We start from the raw sequence: 21,092 nt of genomic DNA, 5'->3' as shown, positions 1-21,092 counted from the left end.
TCGGGGGCGAGGACGTGGTTCGTGACCGCGGCGGTCACGCCACGGGCGGCTCGTCCCACCCCGTCTGCGGCGTGCGGCAGTCCTCGCGGAAGACGTACTGCGAGATCCGCCGCCGCTCGTCGCTGACCCAGTCGATCGCCGGGCGCACCCGCTCGGGAGGCACGTGGCCGATCCGGTACACGGCCATCAGCTCGAGGTCGTCGGGCACCGCCAGCAGCCGCTCGACCTGCGCCCAGCGCTCGGGCCGCTCCATCGGGAACGACACGAACTGGGACGTCGCCGACGCGGTGCTCTACGTGCTCGGCATGCCGGCGCGCAGCGAGATCCGCGAGCTCGTCGTGACCCACCCCGAGGAGGACAGCTGGCCCTGAGCACCACTCGCTTTCTTCCACGACGCGGAGCGGCCGGTCCACCCCCTCGCCCCGGTCGGGGGTCACGTCTACCGTTGCTCTCACGCAGGCGATCGGAGGCCCGAACCCCGGTCGCCACGGCAGGCCCGAGCCCGAACGACGGTCCGTCGACGCGTCGCTGCGAGACCTGGACCCTCGCGGCCGGAACGCCCTCCCCTGCCCCACCCGTGGCGGAGGAGGGCGTTCCTCTGTGCGGGCGGTCGCGCACGAGACCGAGCGCGCGCTCAGCATGGGAGATATGCGGTGTGTAGCATTCCGGTCAGCGTGCCGCCTCGGCACGCCTGACCCAAGGAGCACCATGCCCCCGAAGAAAGCCTGCCTCGCGACGATCGGCGCCACCGGCGTCGTCCTCGCCTCCCTCGTCGCCGGCCCGGCGTTCGCCGCGCCCGCGCCGACCGCCGGCGCCGCCACCGCGGCCGCCGCCAGCTCGATCGACACCAGCGGGACGGCCGAGCGCCCCGCGGTCACCGTCGTGTCGATCAGCGACGGCGCCGTCGACGTCGCCGTCCAGGGCGCACCGGACGCCTTCGTCGTGTTCACGAACGAGCGAGGGGTCGAGACCCGCGTCCTGCTCGACGGCACGGGCCGCGGCACCGTGTCGATCCGCATCGCCAACGAGCGCGAGAACCACTTCGAGGTGCGCTCCGTCGTCGGGGGCGTGCCGTACCTCTCGCAGTGGAGCGTCGACCCGCGGTCCGACGTCGACCCCGGCACTCCCGCCGACCCGGAGCTCCCGGTCGACCCGGAGCAGCCCGTCGGCCCCGAGCAGCCCGGGGCGCCCGGCGACGGCCTCGCCTCGTGGTCGGTGTCCGCCTTCCAGGGCGGCTGGGCCCAGCTGGCCCTCACCGGCCCCGCCGGTCACACCTTCGGCATCTACGACGCCGACGGCCGCTTCGCGTTCAGCGGCAGCTTCGGCACCGACGGCACGTCGCGCGCCTCCCTCGAGGCGGCGGACGGCACCTCGACGTCGTACACGCTGAAGGTCCGTCAGGGCACGACGGTCGTCGAGAGCCACGATGTCGTCCTGGACCGCACCGGGACCGGCCCGGTCGCGCCGGTCGACCCGATCGACCCCGTCGACCCGATCGATCCGGTCGACCCGGTCGACCCCGTCGATCCGGTCGACCCGGTCGACCCCGTCGACCCCGTCGACCCCGTCGATCCCGTCGAGCCGGGGACGCCCGCTCCCGGCGACGTCGTCGTGGGCGACATCGTCGACGGCCGGGCCTCGGTGACCGTCCACGGCTCGTCGTTCGCGAGCTTCATGATCACCGACGCGCGCGGTCGTTTCGTGACGGGCAGCTGGCTGCGGGGCACGTCGATCACGCTCGACCTGGCCGCTCCGGCGGGCGTCGTGACGACCTACACGCTCAGCATGGGCGACCTGCCCGAGCCGGTGCAGTTCTCCATCGACGCTCGCTGACCCTCGGCGCTCTGCTCCCGAGAACCCCCTTCTCGCACGGGAACCCTGCCGCGGCGGGGTTCGCGTGCGAGGAGGGGGTGTCGGTGCGAGGACGGGTGCCGTGGCCGGGTCAGACGTGCAGGCCGTAGCTGGAGTCGACCTGCGTGCCGCCGTCGAGGTCACGCCCGACCCGCTCGCCGCGGGCGGCGAGCACCCCGTCGAGCACCTCCCGCGTGTTACCCCACACCTCGTCGAGCGTGACGGCGTCGACCACGCTCGCGTCGTGCTCGCAGCGCTCCGCCGTCCACCCCACCTGCGTGATGTCGGCGCCGCACACCGGGCAGGCCGTCGTGTACGCCATGGCGACGCGGTGCCGCGTGCGCCCCAGGGCGCCCGCGTTGATCACGTTGCCGAACCAGAACACCGAGCTCGTCGCCGTGCCCACCGCCTCGGCCACGTGCCGGGGCCCGCTGTCGTCGGCGACGACGACGTCGACCGACGCGAGCACCCCGACGAGGTCGGAGAGGCTCAGCTGACCGGCGAGCGAGCCCACCAGGGAGGCGCGGCGAGGCTCCCGCGCACGGGCCGCCGCCACGACGTGGTCGGCCAGGGCCACGTCCTCCCCGTCGCCGACGACGACGACCCGCACGCCGTGGTGCGCGAGCCGGGCCGCGAGGTGACCGAAGCGGTCGGGCGACCAGCGCCTCCTCGGGTCGCTCGCCCCGGGATGGAGCGCGACCACCGGGCGACCGTCACCGCCGGCGCCGGAACGGCCGAGCAGCTCGGCACCGCGCTCGAGCTCGGCCGGGGTCGGGGTCAGCACCGCGCCTCCCACAGGGGCCGCCCCGGCGAGCGCGACGACCTCGAGGGCCCGCAGCACCTCGTGCTGGTAGTAGACGTACGGGATGGTGCGCTCGAGGGGCACCGCGTCGGAGGTGCGGGTGCCGATCGTGTGCCGTGCCCCGAGCCGCAGCAGGAAGGGGTTCGAGTTGCGCCCGCCGCCGTGCACCTGCACGGCGAGGTCGTAGCCCCGGGCGCGGTGCCGCTCGACGGAGCGCTCGGTGGCGGCGTCGTCGACCTCGGTGCCCGACGCGTCGCCCACGCCCGGCACGACCGGCAGCACGTCGACCTCGTCGACGACGTCGGGCCGCCCCGCCAGGAGCGCGCGGTGCACGGGCGACCCGAGCAGGGTCACCGAGGCGCCCGGGTAGCTCGCCCTCAGCGCGGCGATCGCCGGCAGCGCGAACACGAGGTCGCCGAGCCCGCCGCCGCGCAGCACGGCGATGCGCCGCACGTCGGGGAAGGGCTCGCCGAGGGGCGGGAGTCCGGGGATCGTCTGGCGTCGGTCGGGGCTCACGAGGGTCCTCTCTCTGGTGGCTGCTCCCTGCCCGGGCGCGCCCGGGCTCAAACGGGCGCGCCGCCGGGCGCGCCGCCGCCGGGGCGTCGAGACGACGCGTCGTGGGCCCTGCGAGCCGCCGAGACGACTCGTCGTGGGCCCTGCGAGCCGCCGAGGGGCCAGGTGGAGGCACTTCGCCGCCACGGCGCAGCAACGGCCGCCGCGGCAGCGGCAGCCGCGGCAGCCGCGCTAGTGCGCTCGCTCGAGCGTCTCGCTGGGGTACTCGCCGAACTTCTCGGCGTAGGCCGCCGCGAACCGGCCCGCGTGCGCGAAGCCCCAGTGCTTCGCGACCTCGGCGACCGACGTGCGGTGCGGGTCGCTGACGAGGAGCTCCTCGCGGATGCGGTCGAGCCGGAGCGCGCGGATGTAGCCGTTCGGCGTCGTGCCCACGTGCTTCTGGAACGCCTGCTGCAGCGCCCGCACGCTGACGTGGGCCACCTCGGCGAGGTCGACCGAGGTCAGCGGCAGCTGCACGTGGGCGTGCACGTGCTCGATGGCGGCGCGCACGTGGGCGTTGCGCGGCAGGAGCAGCTCGTCGGGCAGGGGCGAGCCCTGCTGCGGGTAGAGCTCCATCAGGGCGATCGCGCCGAGGCGGCCCATCTCGGCCTGCAGCAGCGGGCTCGCCTCGCCGTCGAGCACGCTGCGCGAGATCAGCGTGACGCTGTTGCGCCAGAGCGCCATCGCCTGCTGCCGCGGCTCGACGGCGTGGTCGAAGCGGAGCTGCGCGGGCGTGAAGCCACGCTCGGCCGCGAGGTCGTGCACGGTCTGGCGGTTGATCTGCACCAGCCGCTGGTCGTAGTCGGAGAACGCGAAGCGGAACGGCACCGACGGCCAGAGCCGGGGCTGCCCGGCCTCGAGCCGGATCTCGTCGGGCCCGACGTCGAGCGTGCCCTGGCCGCGGGTGATCCACTGCATGACGTAGTCGTCGCCGGGCGGCATCTCGCCCTCGATGCGGCCCTCGAAGCGCACCGCCCGCAGGCTCATGAACTGGTCGCCGGCCGACGAGTACCGGTAGGAGAAGGGCGCGTCGGAACGCTCGGCGCGCCACTCGATCCCCTCGTACGCGTGAGCGAGGGTGTCGCGGGCTTCGTCGAGGTCGTCACCGTGGGCGTCGACGCGGAAGCGTCGCTCGTCGTAGTCGTCTGTCATCCGCGATGGATCGTGCCACGAGCCACCGACACTGCTGGCGCGCTGTCCGGATAGCGCACCGGGCCGCACCCCTCGGGCACCGGCCTCGCCGTGGCGGCACCCCGGGGAGTCGCCTCAGAAGTCGGTCGCGCCGACGCCCGTCTCGTAGACGGCGAGCAGCATCGCCGCGGCCGTCCTGGCGTCGCGCGTCGGCCCGTCCGGCCCCATGACCGGGGCCTCCATGAGGGCGCCCTCGATCATCAGCACGATCGCGTGGCCGAGGGGCGGCGGGTAGCCGCCCTCACGGCAGAGGCGGTCGACGAGACGGGAGAGCTCGAGGACGTGCCGCTCGGCGGTCTCGACGTCGCCGCCGGCGTGGAGGCACGGGCACGGCGGGGCGGCCGTGTGGTCGGAGGCGATGAAGCTGAAGAGGGAGAGGACCCGGTCGCGCGGGTCGGCCACGGTGCCGCTGAACGTCTCCATCGCCCGGAGCCAGACGGCGTGCGCGTCGGTCTCGGGATGGTCGAGGAGGGTGTCGGTGGATGTCAGGACATCACGCTTTCCGGGGTTCGCGGGGGAGCCCTCACTGTAGGCGGGGCCGGTGACCGCACGGTCAGGGGACGCCGCGACTGTCCGGTCTCGGTCTCCGCGGCGCTCCCGGGCGTCCGGTTTGCGACGCCGCCGTCGGGCCGACGTCAAGGGGGGAGATCGGGGGGCAGGCGCGCCGTAGTCTCGGCGGACCGGTCCCCGACTCCGGGCGGCGCCTCCCCGAGGCACGTCGCGCACCACGTCATCGACGTGCTCGACCGTCGCACCCCGATCCCCGCCCCGCTCCTCGCCCGGGCACCACCGAACGGACCCCCATGAGCATCCCCGTCTCCGTCACCGACATGCCCGTCACCGAGCCGATCGACATGGTCGCCGTGCTCGCGCAGCTCGCCGACGCCGCGTGACCCGCCCCGTCGACGACGCCGCGGGCCGCGCCCGCACCCCCAGCCGCGCCGAGCTCGCCGCCCTCCAGCCCGAGCAGCTCGTGGCCGTGCTCCGTGCGCGGCTGCTGGTGCCCGAGCTCACGGCCGGCTCGAGCCGCGCCCGCACGACGCAGGGCAGCGGCGCGCGCCGCTAGGCCGCACCGCGCCTCCGCGCGGGCTCCCCTCCGCGACTCACCCCTCCCTGCGGGAACCCCCTCTCAGCTCCCTTCTGACCTGCAAATGCCGACCGTAGAGATCCTGATCACCGGATTCCCCGTCATCAGACGGGCGGATCGGGGCACCTGGTCGGCAAGTGCGCCTCCCGCGCGACGTCGGTGACGGGGAGGGGCCGCGGCCTGGTTGGCTCGGGGCATGACGCGCACCCTCATCCTCGGCGGGACGGCCTGGCTGGGCCGCGAGATCGCGGCGGCCGCCGTCGCGCGGGGCGGCGAGGTCGTGTGCCTGGCCCGCGGTGAGTCCGGCACCGTCGCCGAGGGAGCCCGCCTCGTCCGTGCCGACCGCCGCGACCCGGCCGCGTACGACGAGCTCGTCGGCGAGTGGGACGACGTGGTCGAGCTGTCGTCCGACCCGGCCCTCGTGGGGCCGGCCCTCCGTGCGCTGGCCGACCGCGCCTCCCACTGGACCCTCGTGTCGAGCGTCTCCGTCTACGCCGACACCGCGACCCCGGGGGCCGACGAGTCCGCCGAGCTCGTCGACCCCGTCGACACCTCTCGCTACGCCGACGCGAAGGTCGCGGCCGAGCGGGAGTCGGCGGGCCGGCTGGGCGACCGCCTGCTCGTCGTGCGCCCCGGCCTCGTCGTCGGGCCCGGCGACCCCAGCGACCGGTTCGGCTGGTGGCCCGGGCGGATGCACCGCGGCGGCCGGGTCGTCGTGCCGACCACGGAGGGGCGCTGGGTGCAGGCCGTCGACGTCGCCGACCTCGCCGCGTTCGTCGAGCGGGCGGGGCGCGAGGGGGTCGTCGGCACCGTCGACGCGGTGGGCGAGCCGGTGCCGCTCGAGGAGTTCCTGCGGGAGGCGCGGGTCGCGGTGGGCTCGCAGGCTGCGGTCTCCGGGGCGGTCGCCGCCGGGGCGGTCGGCCCCGGGGCGGCGCTCGAGCTCGTGACCGTCGACGACGCGACCCTGCTCGCCGCCGGCGTCTCGTGGTGGGCCGGGCCGCGGTCGCTGCCGCTCTGGCTGCCGCTCGACGCCGGCGGCTTCGTGCGGCGGAGCGGGGCGGCGTACGTCGCGGCGGGCGGGGTACGACGGCCGCTGCACGAGACCGTCGAGCGGGTGCTCGCCGACGAGCTGGCCCGGGGGCGCGACCGCCCGCGCCGCGCCGGGCTCGACCCGGCGGACGAGGCCGCGGTGCTCGCCGTCGTCGACGCTCGGGTCGCGCCGCGGGGGTAGGGGCGGGTCGCGGGTGCGGGCGCGGGCGTAGGGGCGGGGTGCGGGCGCGGGCGCGGGTGCGGGTGCGGGTGCGGGTGCGGCTGGCCGACGGCGCGGCTCGCCGGACGAAATGCGAGAGCGATCCGACCTCTCGACCCGCGACTCCCGCCTGCCCTGGGTCGCCCCCGGCGGATCGCTCTCAAATTTGAGAGATCGGGGTCGTCAGCTCTCGCTTCCGAGAGTGATCGGCGGCGTCAGCTCCCGGACACGAGCAGTATCCGGCCGGGAACCGTCCCTCCCCAGGGCGTCCACCGGTCGGTGGATGCACCGTCCTCCGACCGGTCGTGCCGACCGGGTCGGCGCCCGGCGAGGCTGGGGGCATGACCACACAACCCGCCGTGCGCGTGCGCGGCCTCACCAAGTCGTACGGCGACCGGCCCGTACTGCACGGCCTCTCGTTCGACGTGCGGGCCGGCGAGACCGTCGCCGTTCTCGGCCCGAACGGCGCCGGCAAGTCGACCACCGTCGAGATCCTCGAGGGGCACCGTCGCCGCACCGGGGGCGAGGTCGCCGTGCTCGGGGTCGACCCCGCCCGGGCCGACCGCTCCTGGCGTGCCCGCGTCGGCGTCGTGCTGCAGTCCAGCGGCGGCGACGGCAGCTCGACGGTGCGCGAGATCGTCCGCAGCACCGCCCTCGCCTACCCCGCGCCCCGCGACGCCGACGAGGTGATCGCTGCGGTGGGCCTGACCGCCCAGGCCGGCCAGCGCCTCCGGAGCCTCTCGGGCGGTCAGCGTCGACGCGTCGACGTCGCGCTCGGCATCGTGGGCCGGCCCGAGGTGCTGTTCCTCGACGAGCCGACCACGGGCTTCGACCCGGAGGCGCGGAGGGCCTTCTGGGGCGTGGTCCGGTCGCTCTCCGACACGGGCACGAGCATCGTGCTCACCACCCACTACCTCGACGAGGCGGCGCAGCTCAGCGACCGGGTCGTCGTGGTCGCGGCCGGCCGCGTGGTCGCCGAGGGCACGCCCGACACGCTGGGCGGGCCGGAGGCACGCACGCCGCACGTGCGCTGGACGGGCCCCGACGGGCGCGCGCACGACGTGACGACGGCGGAGCCCGCCGCGCTGGTCGCGCGCCTGGTGGCCGACGGCGGCGAGCCCGCCGGACTCGAGGTCGTGCGGCCGACCCTGGAGGACGTCTACCTCGGGCTCGTCGCCGAGCCCGAGCCGGTCGACGCGGCGGGCGCGACGGCTGCACCCGCCCCCGACCGCGCCGGCACCGCCGGCACCGCCGGCACTGCCCCGATCGTCACGGAGGAGGCGCGATGACCGTCCTGACGCTGGGCCTCGACCGTGCCCGCACCGAGGTGCGCACCTTCTTCCGAGCCGGCGACACCGTCCTGTTCACCTTCGCCTTCCCGGTGATCATGCTGCTCGTCTTCTCGACGGCGTTCAGCGAGCTGCCCGACTTCGGCGAGGCGCCCGACGGCTCGGTCGTGGACGCCGCGACCTACTACCTGCCCGGCATGATCGCCTCGGGCGTGCTGCTGATCGGCGTCCAGTCACTCGCGGTCGACATCGCGGGCGAGCGCGCCGACGGCACGATGAAGCGCCTGGCGAGCACGCCGCTGCCGGTCGCGTCGTGGTTCCTCGGCAAGATCGGGCAGGTGCTCGTCACCGGTGCGCTCCAGCTGGTGCTGCTGCTCGCGGTCGCCGCGCTGGCGTTCGGCGTCGACCTGCCGACCGACCCGGGCACCTGGGCCCGGTTCGCCGGCATCTGGCTGCTCGGGCTGGCCACGACGTCGCTGCTCGGCGTCGCCCTCTCGCGCCTCCCCCGCTCCGGTCGCAGCGCGACCGCCGTGATCGTGCCCATCACCGTCGTGCTGCAGTTCGTCTCGGGCGTCTACCTGCCCTTCTCGCAGCTGCCCGGCTGGCTGCAGTCGGTGGCCTCGGCCTTCCCGCTGCGCTGGCTGGCGCAGGGCGCCCGCAGCGTCTTCCTGCCGCCGGAGTTCGCGGCGGCAGAGCCCTCGGGCAGCTGGGACCTGCCGTCGGTGGTGCTGTGGCTCGGCGTCTGGCTGGTGGTCGGGCTCGTGGTCACGCTCGTGACCTTCCGCTGGATCCGGCAGGATGACTGACGACCGACCCGGCCGACCACGCCGGGCCCGCCGACCCGACCGACCCGAGGGGGCCGCGTGAACGACCACACCGGCGACACGGCCCCGACGAGGGCGCCCGCAGGGGCGCCCGCCGGGTCGCTGGCCGGGTCGCCCGCGGGCTCGCCGGTGCGGGGCGGCGCCCTGCGGGGCGGTGCCCTCCGCGGCTGGGACGCCGGGGCCGCGCTCACGCTCGTTGCCCTGGCCGTGCTCGCCCTCGTGTCGGAGGACGTCTCGCGCGTGCCGGGCACGGCCGGCCCGGCCCTCGGCGCCTTCGTCGGCGTGTGGATCGGCGCGGTGCGCCCCGTGCTCGCGGCGCGGGCGGCCGATCGCGGCCCGCGGGGCTCCGGGGGCCCCGCCCGCCCCGGGCACCCGGCGCGCCCCGACCGTCCGGGCCCGCGGGCCCTCGTCGCCGCCGCGCTCGTCGTGCTCGTCGCCGGGGCCCTGACCGCCGCCTCCCCCCAGCTCGCCACGGCGCAGGCCTTCCTCATGCCCGTGCTCTGGGCGCTGCTGCCGTCGGTGCGGAGCGCGATCGCCGGCAACGTCGCCCTGGTCGCCGCCGTGACGGCCGGCTTCGTGCTCGCCCTCGGCCCGACGGCCGAGACCGTCCGCACCGCCGCCACCAGCGAGGTGCTCTCGCTCGCCTTCAGCATCGCGCTGGGCCTCTGGATCACGAGCATCGCCCACGCCGGCGCCGAGCGGGCCCGGCTGCTCGCCGAGCTCGAGGACGCCCAGGGCGAGCTGGCGGCCCGCGCCCGCGACGTCGGCACGAGCGCCGAGCGCGAACGGCTCTCGCGCGACCTGCACGACACCGTGGCGCAGAGCCTCACGGGCGTGGTGCTGCTCGCGCAGCAGGCGCGCAGCGCGCTCGTCGCCGGCGACCTGACGACGGCCGGCGAACGGCTCGACGTGGTCGAGGAGGCAGCCCGGGAGGCGCTGACCGAGACCCGTGCGCTGGTCGCGGCCACCGCCTCCCCCGGCCCCGCCGCAACCGACCTCGGCACGACGCTGCAGCGGCTCGGGGCGCGCTTCGCCCGCGAGACGGGCATCGACGTCGACGTGCGGGTCGAGCTCGCCGCCGGAGCCGCCGGAGTCGCCGGAGTCGCCGGGGCCCTGGCCCGCGAGCACGAGGTCGTCGTGGTGCGCTGTGCCCAGGAGGCGCTGTCGAACGTGCGTCGGCACAGCGGCTCCGCGACCGCTCGCGTCGTGCTGCGGCGCGACGGCGACGACGCGGTGCTCACGGTCGTCGACGTCGGAACGGGCTTCGACCCGGCCCTCGCCCGCGAAGGGTTCGGGCTGGAGGGGCTGGCCGAGCGCCTCGCCCTCGCCGGCGGCTCGCTCGACCTGCAGAGCGGCGCGGGCGGCACGACCCTGACGGCCCGGCTGCCGCTCGCGGCGGTGGCGGCGTGAGCGCGGCACCGGGCGGAGGCGCGGGCGCAGCGCCCGAGACCGCCCCCGACGCCCGCCCCGCCACCCGGACGCTCGTCGTCGACGACCACCCGATCGTGCGACAGGGCATCGTCGCCCTGCTCGCGGGGGCCGACGACTTCGCAGTCGTGGGCCAGGCGGCCGACGGCGCGGAGGCCGTGCGGCTCTCGGCGGAGCTCGCCCCCGACCTCGTCGTCATGGACCTGCGGATGCCCGGCGTCGACGGGGTCGCCGCCACCCGCCAGGTGCTGCTCGACCGGCCTCAGGCCCGCGTCGTCGTGCTGACGACCTACGAGACCGACGACTCCATCCTCTCCGCGATCGAGGCCGGCGCCAGCGGATACCTGCTCAAGGCGGCGCCCGAGGCGGAGCTGCTCGCGGGACTCCGCGCCGTGGTCGCCGGGCAGGTCGCCCTCGCGCCGTCGATGGCGGCGCTGCTCGTCACCCGGGCCCGGACGCCCGCCCCGGGCACCGACGCCGCCGCGAGCCCCCTCACCGCCCGCGAGACGCAGGTGCTCGACCTCGTCGCGGCCGGCTGCTCGAACCCCGAGATCGGCCGTCGCCTCTTCATCGGGGAGGCGACGGTCAAGACGCACCTCCTCCACGTGTTCGAGAAGCTGGGGGTCGCCGACCGGACGCGCGCGGTGACGCTCGCCCTCGAGCGCGGCTGGCTGCCCCGGGCGGAGTGACGGGCGTCGGGCGTCGCTCGTCGCTCGTCGCCGGCCCCCGGTCGCTCGGGGCTCGGGGCTGAGGGCTCGTCGCCCGCCGCCCGGCTCCCGTCGCTCGGCCTGTCCGATCTGCGCGCAGTGCGCCTGCGGAGCCCCGCCGGGCCGCCGGTCGCCGCTAGGTTCGAGGCGCAGGCGCCCCCGGCCACGGGGGCCCGACGGCGGGGGCCCGAACCCGACCGGGCAGCGCCCGCGACGACACGGAGGCCCTGATGACGCGGTCGACCACCACCCCGCCCCCTCGGCGCGGCGCCTCCGAGCTCTTCTGGTCGGCGGCGCGGCCCGTGCTCCGGCTCCAGCTCGAGCAGTTCCGACGGGCGATCCGGGCTGGGACCTTCCCGGCTGCGCCCGATCCCACGACAGACGTCGTCACCGACGTCTCGGCGGACCGCGTCGCCTGGGTCGGGAGCACCGCCTCCCCCCGGTTCGGCGTCGTCGACGAGGCCCTCACGACCTTGAGCCGCCTGGCCGCGACGGTGTCGGCGGCCCGCGGGCGGCCCTTCGCCTGGGTCGACGGCGGCGGCGGGGTGCTGACGGTCGGCGAGGCCGCGGCACGGTGCGCCGCGGAGTCGGCCGACGTCGACGCGACGGTGGTGGCGCTGGGCTTCAGCGACGTGCTGCTGATGACGTCGGTGCGCGACTGGACCGCGGGCCTCGACGTGCTGCTCGACCGGGCCCGCCGCACCGGCACCGTGCTCAGCCCCGTGATCGTCGGCGGCATCCCGCCGATGGACCGCTTCCGCCAGACGCCGCGGTGGGGCCGCGAGCGCATCCGGCACCAGGTGCAGCGCCTGAACGAGGCGAGCGTGAGGCTTGTCCGCGACCGCGGCGACTGCGTGTTCGTGCCCTTCCCCGACCCCGACGTCGGCGACGCGCGCCTGGGCGACGAGCTCTACTCGTGGTCGCGGGTGCACCAGCTCTGGGCGGCGGCGCTCGCCCCCGAGCTCACCCGCATCCTCGACGAGGACGCCTGAGCCGCGTCCCGCGCGCTCGCCCGCCCGCTCGCCCGCTCGCTGTGCCGAGGAACCACGTCCTCGCACCCGAACCACGCCGCGGCGTGGTTCCCCGGCGAAGACGTGGTGCGTCACCCGGCGGCCCCCGCCCGCGTGGCCGAACCGACCCACGACGGCTGGACGGTGTGCTCCCGGATCGCTGATCCACTCCGGAGTGGAGCGGCCTTACCCGACCGTGCCGCTCAGCGAGAGGCGGACCCGGCCCGAAGTGGGGATGGCCGCTCCCCTCGACGACATGGCCAGATGGTCCCGTGGACGATGCAGGGGCAGCCCGTGCCGGGGCGTCAGCCCGACGTGAGCACGAACGACGACGAGCAGCCGACGAGCAGCGGACCCGTGACCAGTGGGGCCGCCTCGGCGGCCTGGCGGTCGCGCTGACGCCCGAGCGGCAGAGCACCGCCGCGTGGGCCACGGGCGCCGTCGGCGAGGAGGCGGTGGGCCGTCGCCTGGACTCCCTCGCGAGCCCTGACGTCCGTGTCCTCCACGACCGGCGCATCCCCCGCTCCCGGGCGAACATCGACCACCTCGTGGTCGCGCGGTCCGGCGTGTGGGTGATCGACGCCAAGAGGTACACGGGCCGGCCCGAGCTGAAGGTCGAGGGCGGCGTCCTGCGACCCCGGGTCGAGAAGCTCCTCGTGCGGGGCCGTGATCAGACGCGGCTCGTCGACGGTGTGCAGGGGCAGCTCGCCCGGGTCGCCGAGGCCCTGCCGGGTGTGCCGCTGCGAGGCGTCCTCTGCTTCGTCGAGGCCGACTGGCCCCTCGTCGGCGGCGATTTCACGGTGCGGGGCGTCGCCGTGTGCTGGCCTAGGCGCCTGGTGCGGCTCGTGGAGCGAGCACCACACCGAGGCGTCGACGTCGACGGCGTCGCCGACGAGCTCGCCGCACGGTTCCGCCCGGCCTGACCGCGCTGGCAGCCGCGCCCGCCCGCCCGCGGCACCGAGGAACCATGTCCTCGCACCCGAACCACGCCGCGGCGTGGTTCCCCGGCGAAGACGTGGTGCGTCACCCGGCGGCCCCCGCCCCGCGCCGCCCCGCGCCGCGCCCGACGCGAGACACCCCGTCGTCGCACGCGAACCCCGCCGCGGCGGGGTTCCGGGGCGAGAACGGGGTGCCGGCGCAGGCCGCGCCCGCGCCGCGCCCGCGCAGCGCACGCAGCGCGGACTACCGTGCACGGCGGCGCGCACCGGAGCGCGCCCGACAAGGAGCACACCCCATGGAATTCAGGTACCTCGGCAACTCAGGCCTCAAGGTCTCGGAGCTCACCTTCGGCAACTGGCTCACCCACGGCTCGCAGGTCGAGAACGACACCGCGACCGCCTGCGTCCGCAAGTCCCTCGACGTCGGCATCTCGACCTTCGACACGGCCGACGTCTACGCGAACACCCAGGCCGAGGTCGTCCTCGGCGAGGCGCTGGCGGGCGAGCGCCGCGAGTCGGTCGAGATCTTCACCAAGGTCTACGGCCCGACCGGCCCCAAGGGCCACAACGACACCGGCCTCAGCCGGAAGCACATCACCGAGTCGATCAACGGCTCGCTGAAGCGCCTGCAGACCGACTACGTCGACCTCTACCAGGCCCACCGCTACGACGTCGAGACTCCCCTCGAGGAGACGATGGAGACGTTCGCCGACCTGGTGCGCCAGGGCAAGGTGCTCTACATCGGCGTCTCGGAGTGGAACGCCGAGCAGCTGCGCGAAGCGCACGCCCTCGCCCGCGAGCTGAAGATCCAGCTCGTCTCGAACCAGCCCGAGTACTCGCTGCTCTGGCGGGTCATCGAGGAGGAGGTCGTCCCGGCCTCGAAGGAGCTCGGCATCTCGCAGATCGTCTGGTCGCCCGTCGCGCAGGGCGTCCTCACGGGCAAGTACCAGAAGGGCGCCGCCCTGCCCGAGGGCAGCCGCGCGACCGACCAGAAGGGCGGCGCGTCGATGATCGAGCGCTGGATGCGCGACGACGTGCTCGACGCGGTCGCCCAGTTGAAGCCCGTCGCGGACGAGCTCGGGCTCACGCAGGCGCAGCTCTCCCTCGCCTGGGTGCTCTCGAACGAGAACGTCGCCTCGGCCATCATCGGCGCCTCGCGCCCCGAGCAGGTGGAGTCGAACGCGAAGGCGTCGGGGGTGAAGCTCGAGGCCGACGTGCTCGCGAAGATCGAGTCGATCTTCGAGGGCCTCGCCGAGACCGACCCCCGCAAGACCCAGATGCCGGCCGGCCGCGAGGCGTAGCCGACCGGGGGCGCCGGGCCCGACCCGCCCGGCTCTCCTCGCCCAGCCGTCCGGCGGACCCGCACCAGCCGGACGGCGGGCGGGGCGCTCCCCGGGGCCGACGCGCCGGGCACGGCCCCGCCCGAGACTGGGGCCGTGGAGAACACGACCCTCGCCCCGCCCCCCGCCGGCAGCCCCCACGGCGACCCGGCGGACACCAGCGCCAACCAGAGCACCAACACGAGCGCCCGACCGGGCAGCCCCGGCAGCCCCGGCACTCAGGGCACGCGCGGCACCACAGCCACCGCGGCCGGACGCACCGCCACCACGTCCGCGCGCACCGCCACCGCCGCCGCACGCACCACCGCGGCCGCCCGCACCACCGCCGCCGCCCTCCGCGCCCGCCCCCTCACGCTCCTCGCCCTCCTCGCCGCGGTCGCCTGGATCGCCGTCGCGCACGCCGACGGCGACCTCCGCCACGTCGTCGGCCCCGCCCTCGCCGCAGCCGTCGCGCTCGTGACGGTGGCCTGGGCGGAGGCGCGGGTCGGCGCGGTGCGGACCGGCACCGTCGCGGTCGTGGGCTCCCTCGGGGCCGCGGCCGCCGCCTCCCTCGTGCTCCTGGTCGGCTCCGCCGTCGGCGAGGAGTTCTCGCAGATCGCCGACGGCGACCGGGTCTGGGGCCCGTCCGTCACGCTCATCGTCGTGCTCGTCGCCGTCAGCCGCGGGCTCGCCCCGGCCCGCCGCCAGGGCCTGCGCGCCGCGGTGCTCGCCGTCGCCCTCGCGGGGCTGCTCTTCGGCGGGCACGGGATCGACCTCGCCCGGGCCCTCGCCCTGCTCGCCGGCCTGCCGCTCGGCCGCGCCCTCGTGCCGCTCTCGGCGCACGCCCCCTGGCACGACGAGCCGAGCCGTCGCGCCCGCACCGTCGCCGCCACCGCCCTCGGCACCGTCGCCCTCGGCTGGACCATCGCCGCCGTCGCCCGCGACGCGGTCGGCGTGCTGTCGCCGATCTCCGAGCTGGCGGGCCCCGAGGTGACGGTCGTCGCGGTCGGCGTGCTCGCCCTCGCCGTCGGCCTCCTGCTGCGCGGCCGGCGCCTCGGGCTCGTCGTCGCCGTCGGCGCCCTCGTGCTGATGACGGGCCTGCTGGCCTGGTACTTCACCGTGATCCCGCTCGCCGACGACTGGTTCACCTGGTCGGGCCTCAGCTCGGGCGAGGTCGAGTGGCAGGTGCTGCTCCTCCTGATCTGGGTCGCCCCGGCCACGGCGACGATCGTGCTGCTGCGCCGCCGTCGCGCCTTCGACCGTCGCACCGCCGCCGACCTCCGCGTCGCCGGCCGCGACCGGGTGCTCGCGCAGCTGCGCCGCTCCGACGCGGGCTCGCTCGGCTTCATGGCGACCTGGGCCGGCAACGGCCACTGGTTCACCGACGACGGCCGCGGCGCCGTCGCCTACCGGGTCGCGCACGGCGTGGCCCTCACGGTCTCCGACCCGATCAGCGCCCCCGACGACGCCGCCGAGACGATCCGCGGCTTCGCCCGCCACTGCTCGACGCGCGGCCTCGTGCCGGCGTTCTACAGCGTGCACGGTCGCCACCTCGACGTCTTCGCCGAGCTCGGCTGGAGCGTGACCCCGGTCGCCGAGGAGTCGGTGGTCGAGCTGGCGACGTTCACCACGTCGGGCAAGAGACGGCAGGACCTCCGCACCGCCACCAACCGCGCCGCCCGCGACGGCGTCCGCGCCGTGTGGGGCACCTACCGCGGCCTCGACGAGGAGCTGCGCCGCCAGGTCGACGCGCTCAGCGACGACTGGGTGGCCGCGAAGGCGCTGCCCGAGATGGGGTTCACCCTCGGCGGCCTCCGCGAGCTCGACGACCCGGAGGTGCGGCTGCTCGTCGCGGTCGACGCCGACGGGGCCGTGCACGGGGTGACGAGCTGGCTGCCCTCGTGGCGTGACGGGCGGCTCGTCGGGCGCACCCTCGACGTGATGCGCCGCGGGCACGACCCGATGCCCGGCGTCGTGGAGTTCCTCATCGCGACCGCCGCGCAGACCTTCCGCGCCGAGGGGCTCGAGACGCTCAGCCTCTCGGGCACCCCGCTGGCGAGCGCCGACGGCACGGTGCCGACGACCCTGGTCGACCGGCTCGTCGCACGGCTGCTCGCCACGACCGGCCGGGTGCTCGAGCCCTCGTACGGCTTCACGTCGCTGCGGCGCTTCAAGGCCAAGTTCGACCCCGCCCACGAGACCCTCTGGCTCGCCTGCCCGAGCCCGGCCGACCTCGCGCCGGTCGGCCGTGCCCTGGCGACGGCCTACGTGCCGACCCTCCGGGCCCGACAGGTGGTGGCCGCGCTGCGGGCCGCCCGCGGCACGGCGGCGGACCGTCGGATGCGCGGTGCCCGATGAAGGAGGACCTCCTGACCCTGCCCCTCACGTCGACCCCGCTGCTCGCCGTGGTCTACGGCGTCGCGCTCGTGCTGGCGGTGCTCGTGGCGTGGCCGCCGCGCCGGCGGCGTCGGGCAGCGGACACCGCGGCCGCCCCGTCCCCCCGCCGCTGGTGGCGGCGCGTCCTGCTCGCGGCCGTCGCCGGCGCCGCGCTCGGCGCCCTCGGCTCCTGGGTGCTCGGCGACCTCCTCGACGTCGCCGGGGTGCCCCCGACCTGGGTCGACCGCGCCTGGTTCTCGGGCGTGCTCGCGGCCGTCGCGGTGGCCGTCGCGGCCCTCGTCCGCACCTCGGCGGCGAAGCGGGTCGTGGCCGGCCTCGGCGTCGTCGTGTTCGTCACGGCGGGGGCCCTCGCGATCAACCGCGACGCGGGCGCGTACCCGACCCTCGCCGCTGCCCTCGGCGAGAGCACGATCGCGCCGCTGTCGTGGTCGGAGAGCGCAACCGGCTCCGCACCCGGCGCCCTCGACCCGCAGCTGTACGCGTCGTGGACCCCGCCCGCCGACATGCCGGCCCACGGGCGCTACGGCACCGTCCACATCCCCGGCACGGTCTCCGGCTTCCCCGCCCGCGACGCCGTCGTCTGGCTGCCCCCGGCGGCGCTCGTCGCCGACCCGCCGCCCCTGCCCGTCGTGGTGATGATGTCGGGCCAGCCCGCCTCGCCGGAGGCGGTGGTCACCGCGGGCGGCCTCGTCACGACCCTGGAGGCGTACGCCGCGGCCGACCACGGGCTCGCGCCGATCGCGGTGGTGCCCGACCAGCTGAGCGCCGACGACCACAACCCGATGTGCGTCGACGGGGCCCTCGGCAACAGCGCGACCTACGTCACGACCGACGTGGTCGACTACGTGACCTCGCACTACCGCGTCGCCACCGGCCCCCGCGCGTGGGCGATCGGCGGCTTCTCGCAGGGCGGCACCTGCTCGATCCAGTTCGGGTCGGCGCGGCCCGACCTGTTCGGCTCGATCGTGGACGTCTCGGGCGAGGTCGGGCCGTCGCTCGGCTCGGTCGAGCAGACGGTCGCCGACGGCTTCGCGGGCGACCGCGCGGCGTACGACGCCGCCCAGCCGCAGGCGATCATGGCGGCGCACGCGCCCTACGCCGACACGGCCGCGTTCTTCGCCGTGGGGGGCGGCGACCCGACCTTCGGGGCGGCCATGGCGGCGAACTCGTCCGCCGCCGAGGCCGCGGGCATGCACGTCACCCGCTGGGTCTCGCCGGGCACGGGGCACGACTGGACGACCGCGACCCGGGGCTTCGCGGTGGGCATCGGCGACCTGTACCCGCGCTGGGGCCTCTCGGCGAGCGCGCTGTCACCGGCCGACCCGAGCACGACCCCGGCAGCGACGGCGACGCCCGCGGCGAGCCACGGCGGCTCGTGACCGGCCGGGAGCTGCCCGGGAGGTCGGCCCGCGACTCCCCGGGGGCGGCCTCGGCGGCGCTAGCCTCGCAGCGCGGGCCCCGGCGCCCGCGCACCCGACCGAGAGGCCCGCACCGATGACCGACACCCCCGTCTCCGTCGTGGTCGTCGACGACGAGGGGCTGGTGCGCTCGGGCATCGCCCTCGTGCTCGGCGCCTCGCCCGGCATCACGGTGCTCGCGGCCGTCGCCAGCCCCGTCGCCGTCGAGACCGTGCGCGAGCTCGCCCCCGACGTCGTGCTGCTCGACATCCGCATGCCCGAGCCCGACGGGCTGACGATCCTCTCCGAGCTGATGGCCGACGCCGCGCCCCCGGTCGTGGCGATGCTGACGACCTTCGACACCGACGACCAGGTGCTGGAGGCGCTGCACCGGGGCGCCTCGGGGTTCCTGCTCAAGGACACCGACCCCGAGCAGCTGGCCCGGCACGTGCTCACCCTCGCCGCGGGCGGGGTCGTGCTGGCGCCGGGGCTGCGGCGCGAGCGCCTGTTCCGCTCGGCCGAGGACGAGGCGCAGGTCGCGGTCGTCGCCCGGCTCAGCGAGCGCGAGACCGTCGTGCTGCGCGCCCTGGCCCGCGGGCTCTCGAACACCGAGATCGGCACGGAGTGCGGGCTCACCCTCGGCACCGTCAAGGACACGGTCAGCTCGGTCGTCGCCGCCCTCGGCGTCGGCTCACGCGTCGAGGCGGCCATCGTCGCCGACCGCGCGGGGCTGGTGCCGCGGCCGTGACCTCGCCCGCGGCGGAGCGGAGCGCGGGAGGCGCGGAGGAGCGGACCCCGGGAGGCGCGGGCGAGCGGAGCGCAGGAGGCGCGGAGAGGCGGAGCGCAGGAGGCGCGGAGAGGCGGAGCGCAGGAGGCGCAGAGGAGCCCCCGGGGCCGGGCCTGCACCTGCGGCGTCGCTGGCAGCGGGTGGCGCTCGACGTGCTGATCTGCCTGGTCGCCGCGGCGGGCTCGGGCTTCGTGCTCTACGGCTCCGACCCGTGGACGATCGCGCTCGGCGTGCTCGCCTGCGCGGGCCTGCTCGTGCGCCGACGCTGGCCGTGGGTCAGCCTGGTGCTGGCGCTGCCCGGCTTCTGGTGGGGCGGCACCTTCCTGCCCGTGATGGTCGCCCTCTTCACCCTGGGAGTGCAGCGCACCCGGCGGTGGGAGACGACGATCGGCGTCGCCGCGGCCGCCCTCGTCTACCTCGTGTCGATGGACGCCTGGGACTACCTCACCTTCCTCACCGAGACCGTCGTCTACGCCGCGCTCTACACGGCGGTGCCGGCGCTGCTCGGGGCGTTCCTGCGCGCACGGCGCCTGCTCGCGGCGCAGCTGGTCGAGCTGCGCGAGGCGCAGGGGCTCGAGCGTCGGCAGGCCGCCCAGGTCGCGCTCGCGCGCGAGCGGGCGGTGCTCGCCCGCGAGATGCACGACGTCGTGTCGCACCAGGTGAGCCTGATCGCGGTGCAGGCCGGGGCCCTGCAGATGGCGTCGCCCGACGAGCAGGCGCGCGACGTCGCGCGGACCATCCGCGGCCTCAGCGTCACCACCCTCGACGAGCTGCGCTCGATGGTCGAGGTGCTGCGCGCCGCCGGCGGCCACCGCCGCGAGCTCGCCCCGCAGCCGACGCTCGCCGACGTCGACCGGCTCGTCGCCGACAGCGGCATCGACGTCACCTGCCGGCTCGACCTGCCGGCCACGCTCTCGCCGTCGCAGCAGCGCGCCGTCTACCGCACCGTGCAGGAGGGGCTCACGAACGCCCGCAAGCACTCGACCGGCGCGGCGGTCGCGGTCACCGGCCTCGTCGACGCGGGCCAGGTCGTGCTGCACGTCGACGCGGGGGCGGCGACGCTGCCGCTGCTCGACCTGCCGAGCGCCCACCACGGGCTGACCGGTCTCGGCGAGCGCGCCGAGCTGCTCGGCGGCACCGTCACGAGCGAGACGCACGACGACGGGTCGCACCGGCTGACGCTGCGCTTCCCGGCGTGAGGCCGCGCGGGCGTCGCGCCGCGCGCCGCGCGCCGCGCGCCCGCGCCGCTCGCCTCGAGGCGACGCTTCCTGGGCCCTCGGGCGCCGCGACGGCCCGGGACGCGTCACCTCGATGCACCCCGGAGGGAGTGTCGGAGGCGCGGGCTAGGTTCCAGGAGTGCCCGAAGGCGACAGCGTCCACCGGCTGGCGGCGCGGCTCCGAGCCGTGGCCGACGGCGCGCTCGTCGAGCGCGGCGAGCTGCGCTCGGGCGCCGCGGCCGGCACCCGGCTCGACGGGCGGCGCGTGGTCGAGCACGTCACCCACGGCAAGCACCTGCTGACCCGCTTCGACGACGCGACCACGCTGCACACGCACCTGCGCATGCAGGGCTCGTGGACGGTGACGCGGCCCGGCCGTGTCGTGCCCCGTCGCGTCCAGCCCCAGGTCCGGGTGCGCCTCCTGCTCGGTGACGGCCACACGCTCTGGGGCGTCGACCTGCCCGTGGTGCAGCTGCTGCCGACGCGCGACGAGCGCACGGTGGTGGGGCACCTCGGTCCCGACCCGCTGCGCGACGACTGGAGCGCTACGGAGGCCGCCACGCGACTCCTCGCCGACCCCGGCCGCCCGGTCCGGGCCGCGCTGCTCGACCAGCGGACCGTGGCCGGGCTCGGCAACCTGTGGGTGAACGAAGTGGGGTTCCTGCGCGGGGTGCACCCGGCGACGCCCGTGGGCGACGTCGACCTGCCGCCGCTGCTGGCGCTGGCGGCGCGGCTGCTGCGGGCCTCGGCGTCGGGGGCCGCGGGCTACCAGGTGACGACCGGCAGCACACGGCGGGGCGAGAGCCACTGGGTGGTCGGGCGGGCCGGGCGGCCGTGCCTGCGGTGCGGCACGACGGTGCTCGCGCGCGACGACCCGGGCAGCACGTCGGAGCGGCCCCGCCGCGCGTGGTGGTGCCCCCGCTGCCAACCCGCCGGGCGCCGCGCCGCCTGACGCGAGCGACGCAGCGCCGCGCGTCGACGTCGCGCGCGTCGGCGTCGCGTCGCGTCGCCGCTGAGCGTGGGCAGCGCCCCGCGCGTCAAGGTGCC

Annotated in this window: 18 protein-coding genes and 1 pseudogene; 15 read left to right on the top strand and 4 right to left on the bottom strand. The window is 76.4% G+C overall.

The genetic code is table 11. The features are described from left to right. Positions 1 to 34 precede the first annotated feature (34 nt). A pseudogene (locus ASF82_RS16255) lies at positions 35 to 271 on the bottom strand (nitroreductase); the annotation flags it as partial. Between the two features lie 437 nt (positions 272 to 708). Here ASF82_RS16255 and ASF82_RS16250 point away from each other — a divergent pair. Further along, positions 709 to 1,833 (top strand): hypothetical protein, encoded by a 1,125-nt coding sequence (locus tag ASF82_RS16250; protein WP_056058456.1) that lies wholly within the window; start codon positions 709 to 711, stop codon positions 1,831 to 1,833. A 109-nt stretch (positions 1,834 to 1,942) separates the two neighbouring features. Here the strand turns inward: ASF82_RS16250 and ASF82_RS14425 are convergent, their stop codons facing one another. The 3 genes from ASF82_RS14425 to ASF82_RS14415 all read right to left on the bottom strand — a co-directional run bounded on the left by ASF82_RS14425 (position 1,943) and on the right by ASF82_RS14415 (position 4,819). Continuing rightward, positions 1,943 to 3,169 (bottom strand): glycosyltransferase family 9 protein, encoded by a 1,227-nt coding sequence (locus ASF82_RS14425; protein ID WP_235491299.1) that lies wholly within the window; start codon positions 3,167 to 3,169, stop codon positions 1,943 to 1,945. Between the two features lie 228 nt (positions 3,170 to 3,397). Then, positions 3,398 to 4,357 (bottom strand): AraC family transcriptional regulator, encoded by a 960-nt coding sequence (locus ASF82_RS14420; RefSeq protein ID WP_056058453.1) that lies wholly within the window; start codon positions 4,355 to 4,357, stop codon positions 3,398 to 3,400. A 114-nt stretch (positions 4,358 to 4,471) separates the two neighbouring features. Further along, positions 4,472 to 4,819, bottom strand: a complete 348-nt coding sequence (locus ASF82_RS14415; protein WP_056058451.1) for a hypothetical protein — start codon at positions 4,817 to 4,819, stop codon at positions 4,472 to 4,474. 466 nt (positions 4,820 to 5,285) lie between these two features. Between ASF82_RS14415 and ASF82_RS15655 the strand changes: the two genes are divergently transcribed. The 14 genes from ASF82_RS15655 (at position 5,286) to ASF82_RS14350 (ending at position 20,997) form a co-directional block, all read left to right on the top strand. Further along, on the top strand, positions 5,286 to 5,462 hold the full coding sequence (locus tag ASF82_RS15655) for a hypothetical protein (RefSeq protein WP_156370169.1): 177 nt from the start codon (positions 5,286 to 5,288) through the stop codon (positions 5,460 to 5,462). 217 nt (positions 5,463 to 5,679) lie between these two features. After that, complete coding sequence (locus ASF82_RS14410) at positions 5,680 to 6,714, top strand: NAD-dependent epimerase/dehydratase family protein (RefSeq protein ID WP_056058447.1); 1,035 nt, start codon at positions 5,680 to 5,682, stop codon at positions 6,712 to 6,714. Positions 6,715 to 7,073: 359 nt separating this feature from the next. Beyond that, positions 7,074 to 8,021, top strand: a complete 948-nt coding sequence (locus ASF82_RS14405; protein WP_056058444.1) for an ABC transporter ATP-binding protein — start codon at positions 7,074 to 7,076, stop codon at positions 8,019 to 8,021. After that, complete coding sequence (locus ASF82_RS14400) at positions 8,018 to 8,827, top strand: ABC transporter permease (protein ID WP_056058441.1); 810 nt, start codon at positions 8,018 to 8,020, stop codon at positions 8,825 to 8,827. Before ASF82_RS14405 ends, ASF82_RS14400 begins: the two co-directional genes overlap by 4 nt. Before the next feature lie 57 nt (positions 8,828 to 8,884). Continuing rightward, positions 8,885 to 10,255, top strand: a complete 1,371-nt coding sequence (locus ASF82_RS14395; protein WP_056058438.1) for a sensor histidine kinase — start codon at positions 8,885 to 8,887, stop codon at positions 10,253 to 10,255. After that, positions 10,252 to 10,962 (top strand): response regulator transcription factor, encoded by a 711-nt coding sequence (locus tag ASF82_RS14390; RefSeq protein ID WP_082514668.1) that lies wholly within the window; start codon positions 10,252 to 10,254, stop codon positions 10,960 to 10,962. The genes ASF82_RS14395 and ASF82_RS14390 overlap by 4 nt, the downstream gene beginning before the upstream one ends. 248 nt (positions 10,963 to 11,210) lie before the next feature. Further along, positions 11,211 to 11,972, top strand: a complete 762-nt coding sequence (locus tag ASF82_RS14385; RefSeq protein ID WP_056058435.1) for a hypothetical protein — start codon at positions 11,211 to 11,213, stop codon at positions 11,970 to 11,972. 290 nt (positions 11,973 to 12,262) lie between these two features. Continuing rightward, positions 12,263 to 12,913: a nuclease-related domain-containing protein gene (locus tag ASF82_RS14380; protein WP_082514667.1), complete on the top strand. Its 651-nt coding sequence runs from the start codon at positions 12,263 to 12,265 to the stop codon at positions 12,911 to 12,913. Positions 12,914 to 13,224: 311 nt separating this feature from the next. Beyond that, positions 13,225 to 14,229, top strand: coding sequence for an aldo/keto reductase family protein (locus ASF82_RS14375; RefSeq protein ID WP_056058430.1), 1,005 nt, complete (start codon positions 13,225 to 13,227; stop codon positions 14,227 to 14,229). Positions 14,230 to 14,364: 135 nt separating this feature from the next. Then, positions 14,365 to 16,605, top strand: a complete 2,241-nt coding sequence (locus tag ASF82_RS14370) for a bifunctional lysylphosphatidylglycerol flippase/synthetase MprF (RefSeq protein WP_056058427.1) — start codon at positions 14,365 to 14,367, stop codon at positions 16,603 to 16,605. Beyond that, a complete protein-coding gene (locus ASF82_RS14365; protein ID WP_056058422.1) occupies positions 16,602 to 18,023 on the top strand; it encodes an esterase family protein in 1,422 nt (473 codons plus the stop codon). Before ASF82_RS14370 ends, ASF82_RS14365 begins: the two co-directional genes overlap by 4 nt. A gap of 115 nt (positions 18,024 to 18,138) precedes the next feature. Then, the gene (locus ASF82_RS14360; RefSeq protein WP_056058420.1) at positions 18,139 to 18,789 is read left to right on the top strand and encodes a response regulator transcription factor; all 651 of its coding nucleotides are present in this window, start codon (positions 18,139 to 18,141) and stop codon (positions 18,787 to 18,789) included. Next, positions 18,786 to 20,027 (top strand): sensor histidine kinase, encoded by a 1,242-nt coding sequence (locus tag ASF82_RS14355; protein ID WP_235491298.1) that lies wholly within the window; start codon positions 18,786 to 18,788, stop codon positions 20,025 to 20,027. Before ASF82_RS14360 ends, ASF82_RS14355 begins: the two co-directional genes overlap by 4 nt. A 157-nt stretch (positions 20,028 to 20,184) precedes the next feature. Beyond that, the gene (locus ASF82_RS14350) at positions 20,185 to 20,997 is read left to right on the top strand and encodes a DNA-formamidopyrimidine glycosylase family protein (protein WP_056058417.1); all 813 of its coding nucleotides are present in this window, start codon (positions 20,185 to 20,187) and stop codon (positions 20,995 to 20,997) included. Positions 20,998 to 21,092 lie beyond the last annotated feature (95 nt).

Origin of the sequence: Frigoribacterium sp. Leaf164, from assembly GCF_001423665.1 — a bacterium.
Lineage (GTDB): Bacteria > Actinomycetota > Actinomycetes > Actinomycetales > Microbacteriaceae > Frigoribacterium > Frigoribacterium endophyticum.
Note: the sequence above shows the minus strand (reverse complement) of the source record. Positions and strands in the feature narration are given on the sequence as shown.

Excerpts from the sequence above, each read along its gene's own strand:
- ASF82_RS14365 (WP_056058422.1), top strand. The coding sequence starts at position 16,602 with ATGAAGGAGGACCTCCTGACCCTGCCCCTCACGTCGACCCCGCTGCTC.
- ASF82_RS16250 (WP_056058456.1), top strand. The coding sequence starts at position 709 with ATGCCCCCGAAGAAAGCCTGCCTCGCGACGATCGGCGCCACCGGCGTC.
- ASF82_RS14375 (WP_056058430.1), top strand. The coding sequence starts at position 13,225 with ATGGAATTCAGGTACCTCGGCAACTCAGGCCTCAAGGTCTCGGAGCTC.
- ASF82_RS14420 (WP_056058453.1), bottom strand. The coding sequence starts at position 4,357 with ATGACAGACGACTACGACGAGCGACGCTTCCGCGTCGACGCCCACGGT.
- ASF82_RS14410 (WP_056058447.1), top strand. The coding sequence starts at position 5,680 with ATGACGCGCACCCTCATCCTCGGCGGGACGGCCTGGCTGGGCCGCGAG.
- ASF82_RS14405 (WP_056058444.1), top strand. The coding sequence starts at position 7,074 with ATGACCACACAACCCGCCGTGCGCGTGCGCGGCCTCACCAAGTCGTAC.
- ASF82_RS14415 (WP_056058451.1), bottom strand. The coding sequence starts at position 4,819 with ATGGAGACGTTCAGCGGCACCGTGGCCGACCCGCGCGACCGGGTCCTC.
- ASF82_RS14400 (WP_056058441.1), top strand. The coding sequence starts at position 8,018 with ATGACCGTCCTGACGCTGGGCCTCGACCGTGCCCGCACCGAGGTGCGC.
- ASF82_RS14385 (WP_056058435.1), top strand. The coding sequence starts at position 11,211 with ATGACGCGGTCGACCACCACCCCGCCCCCTCGGCGCGGCGCCTCCGAG.
- ASF82_RS14360 (WP_056058420.1), top strand. The coding sequence starts at position 18,139 with ATGACCGACACCCCCGTCTCCGTCGTGGTCGTCGACGACGAGGGGCTG.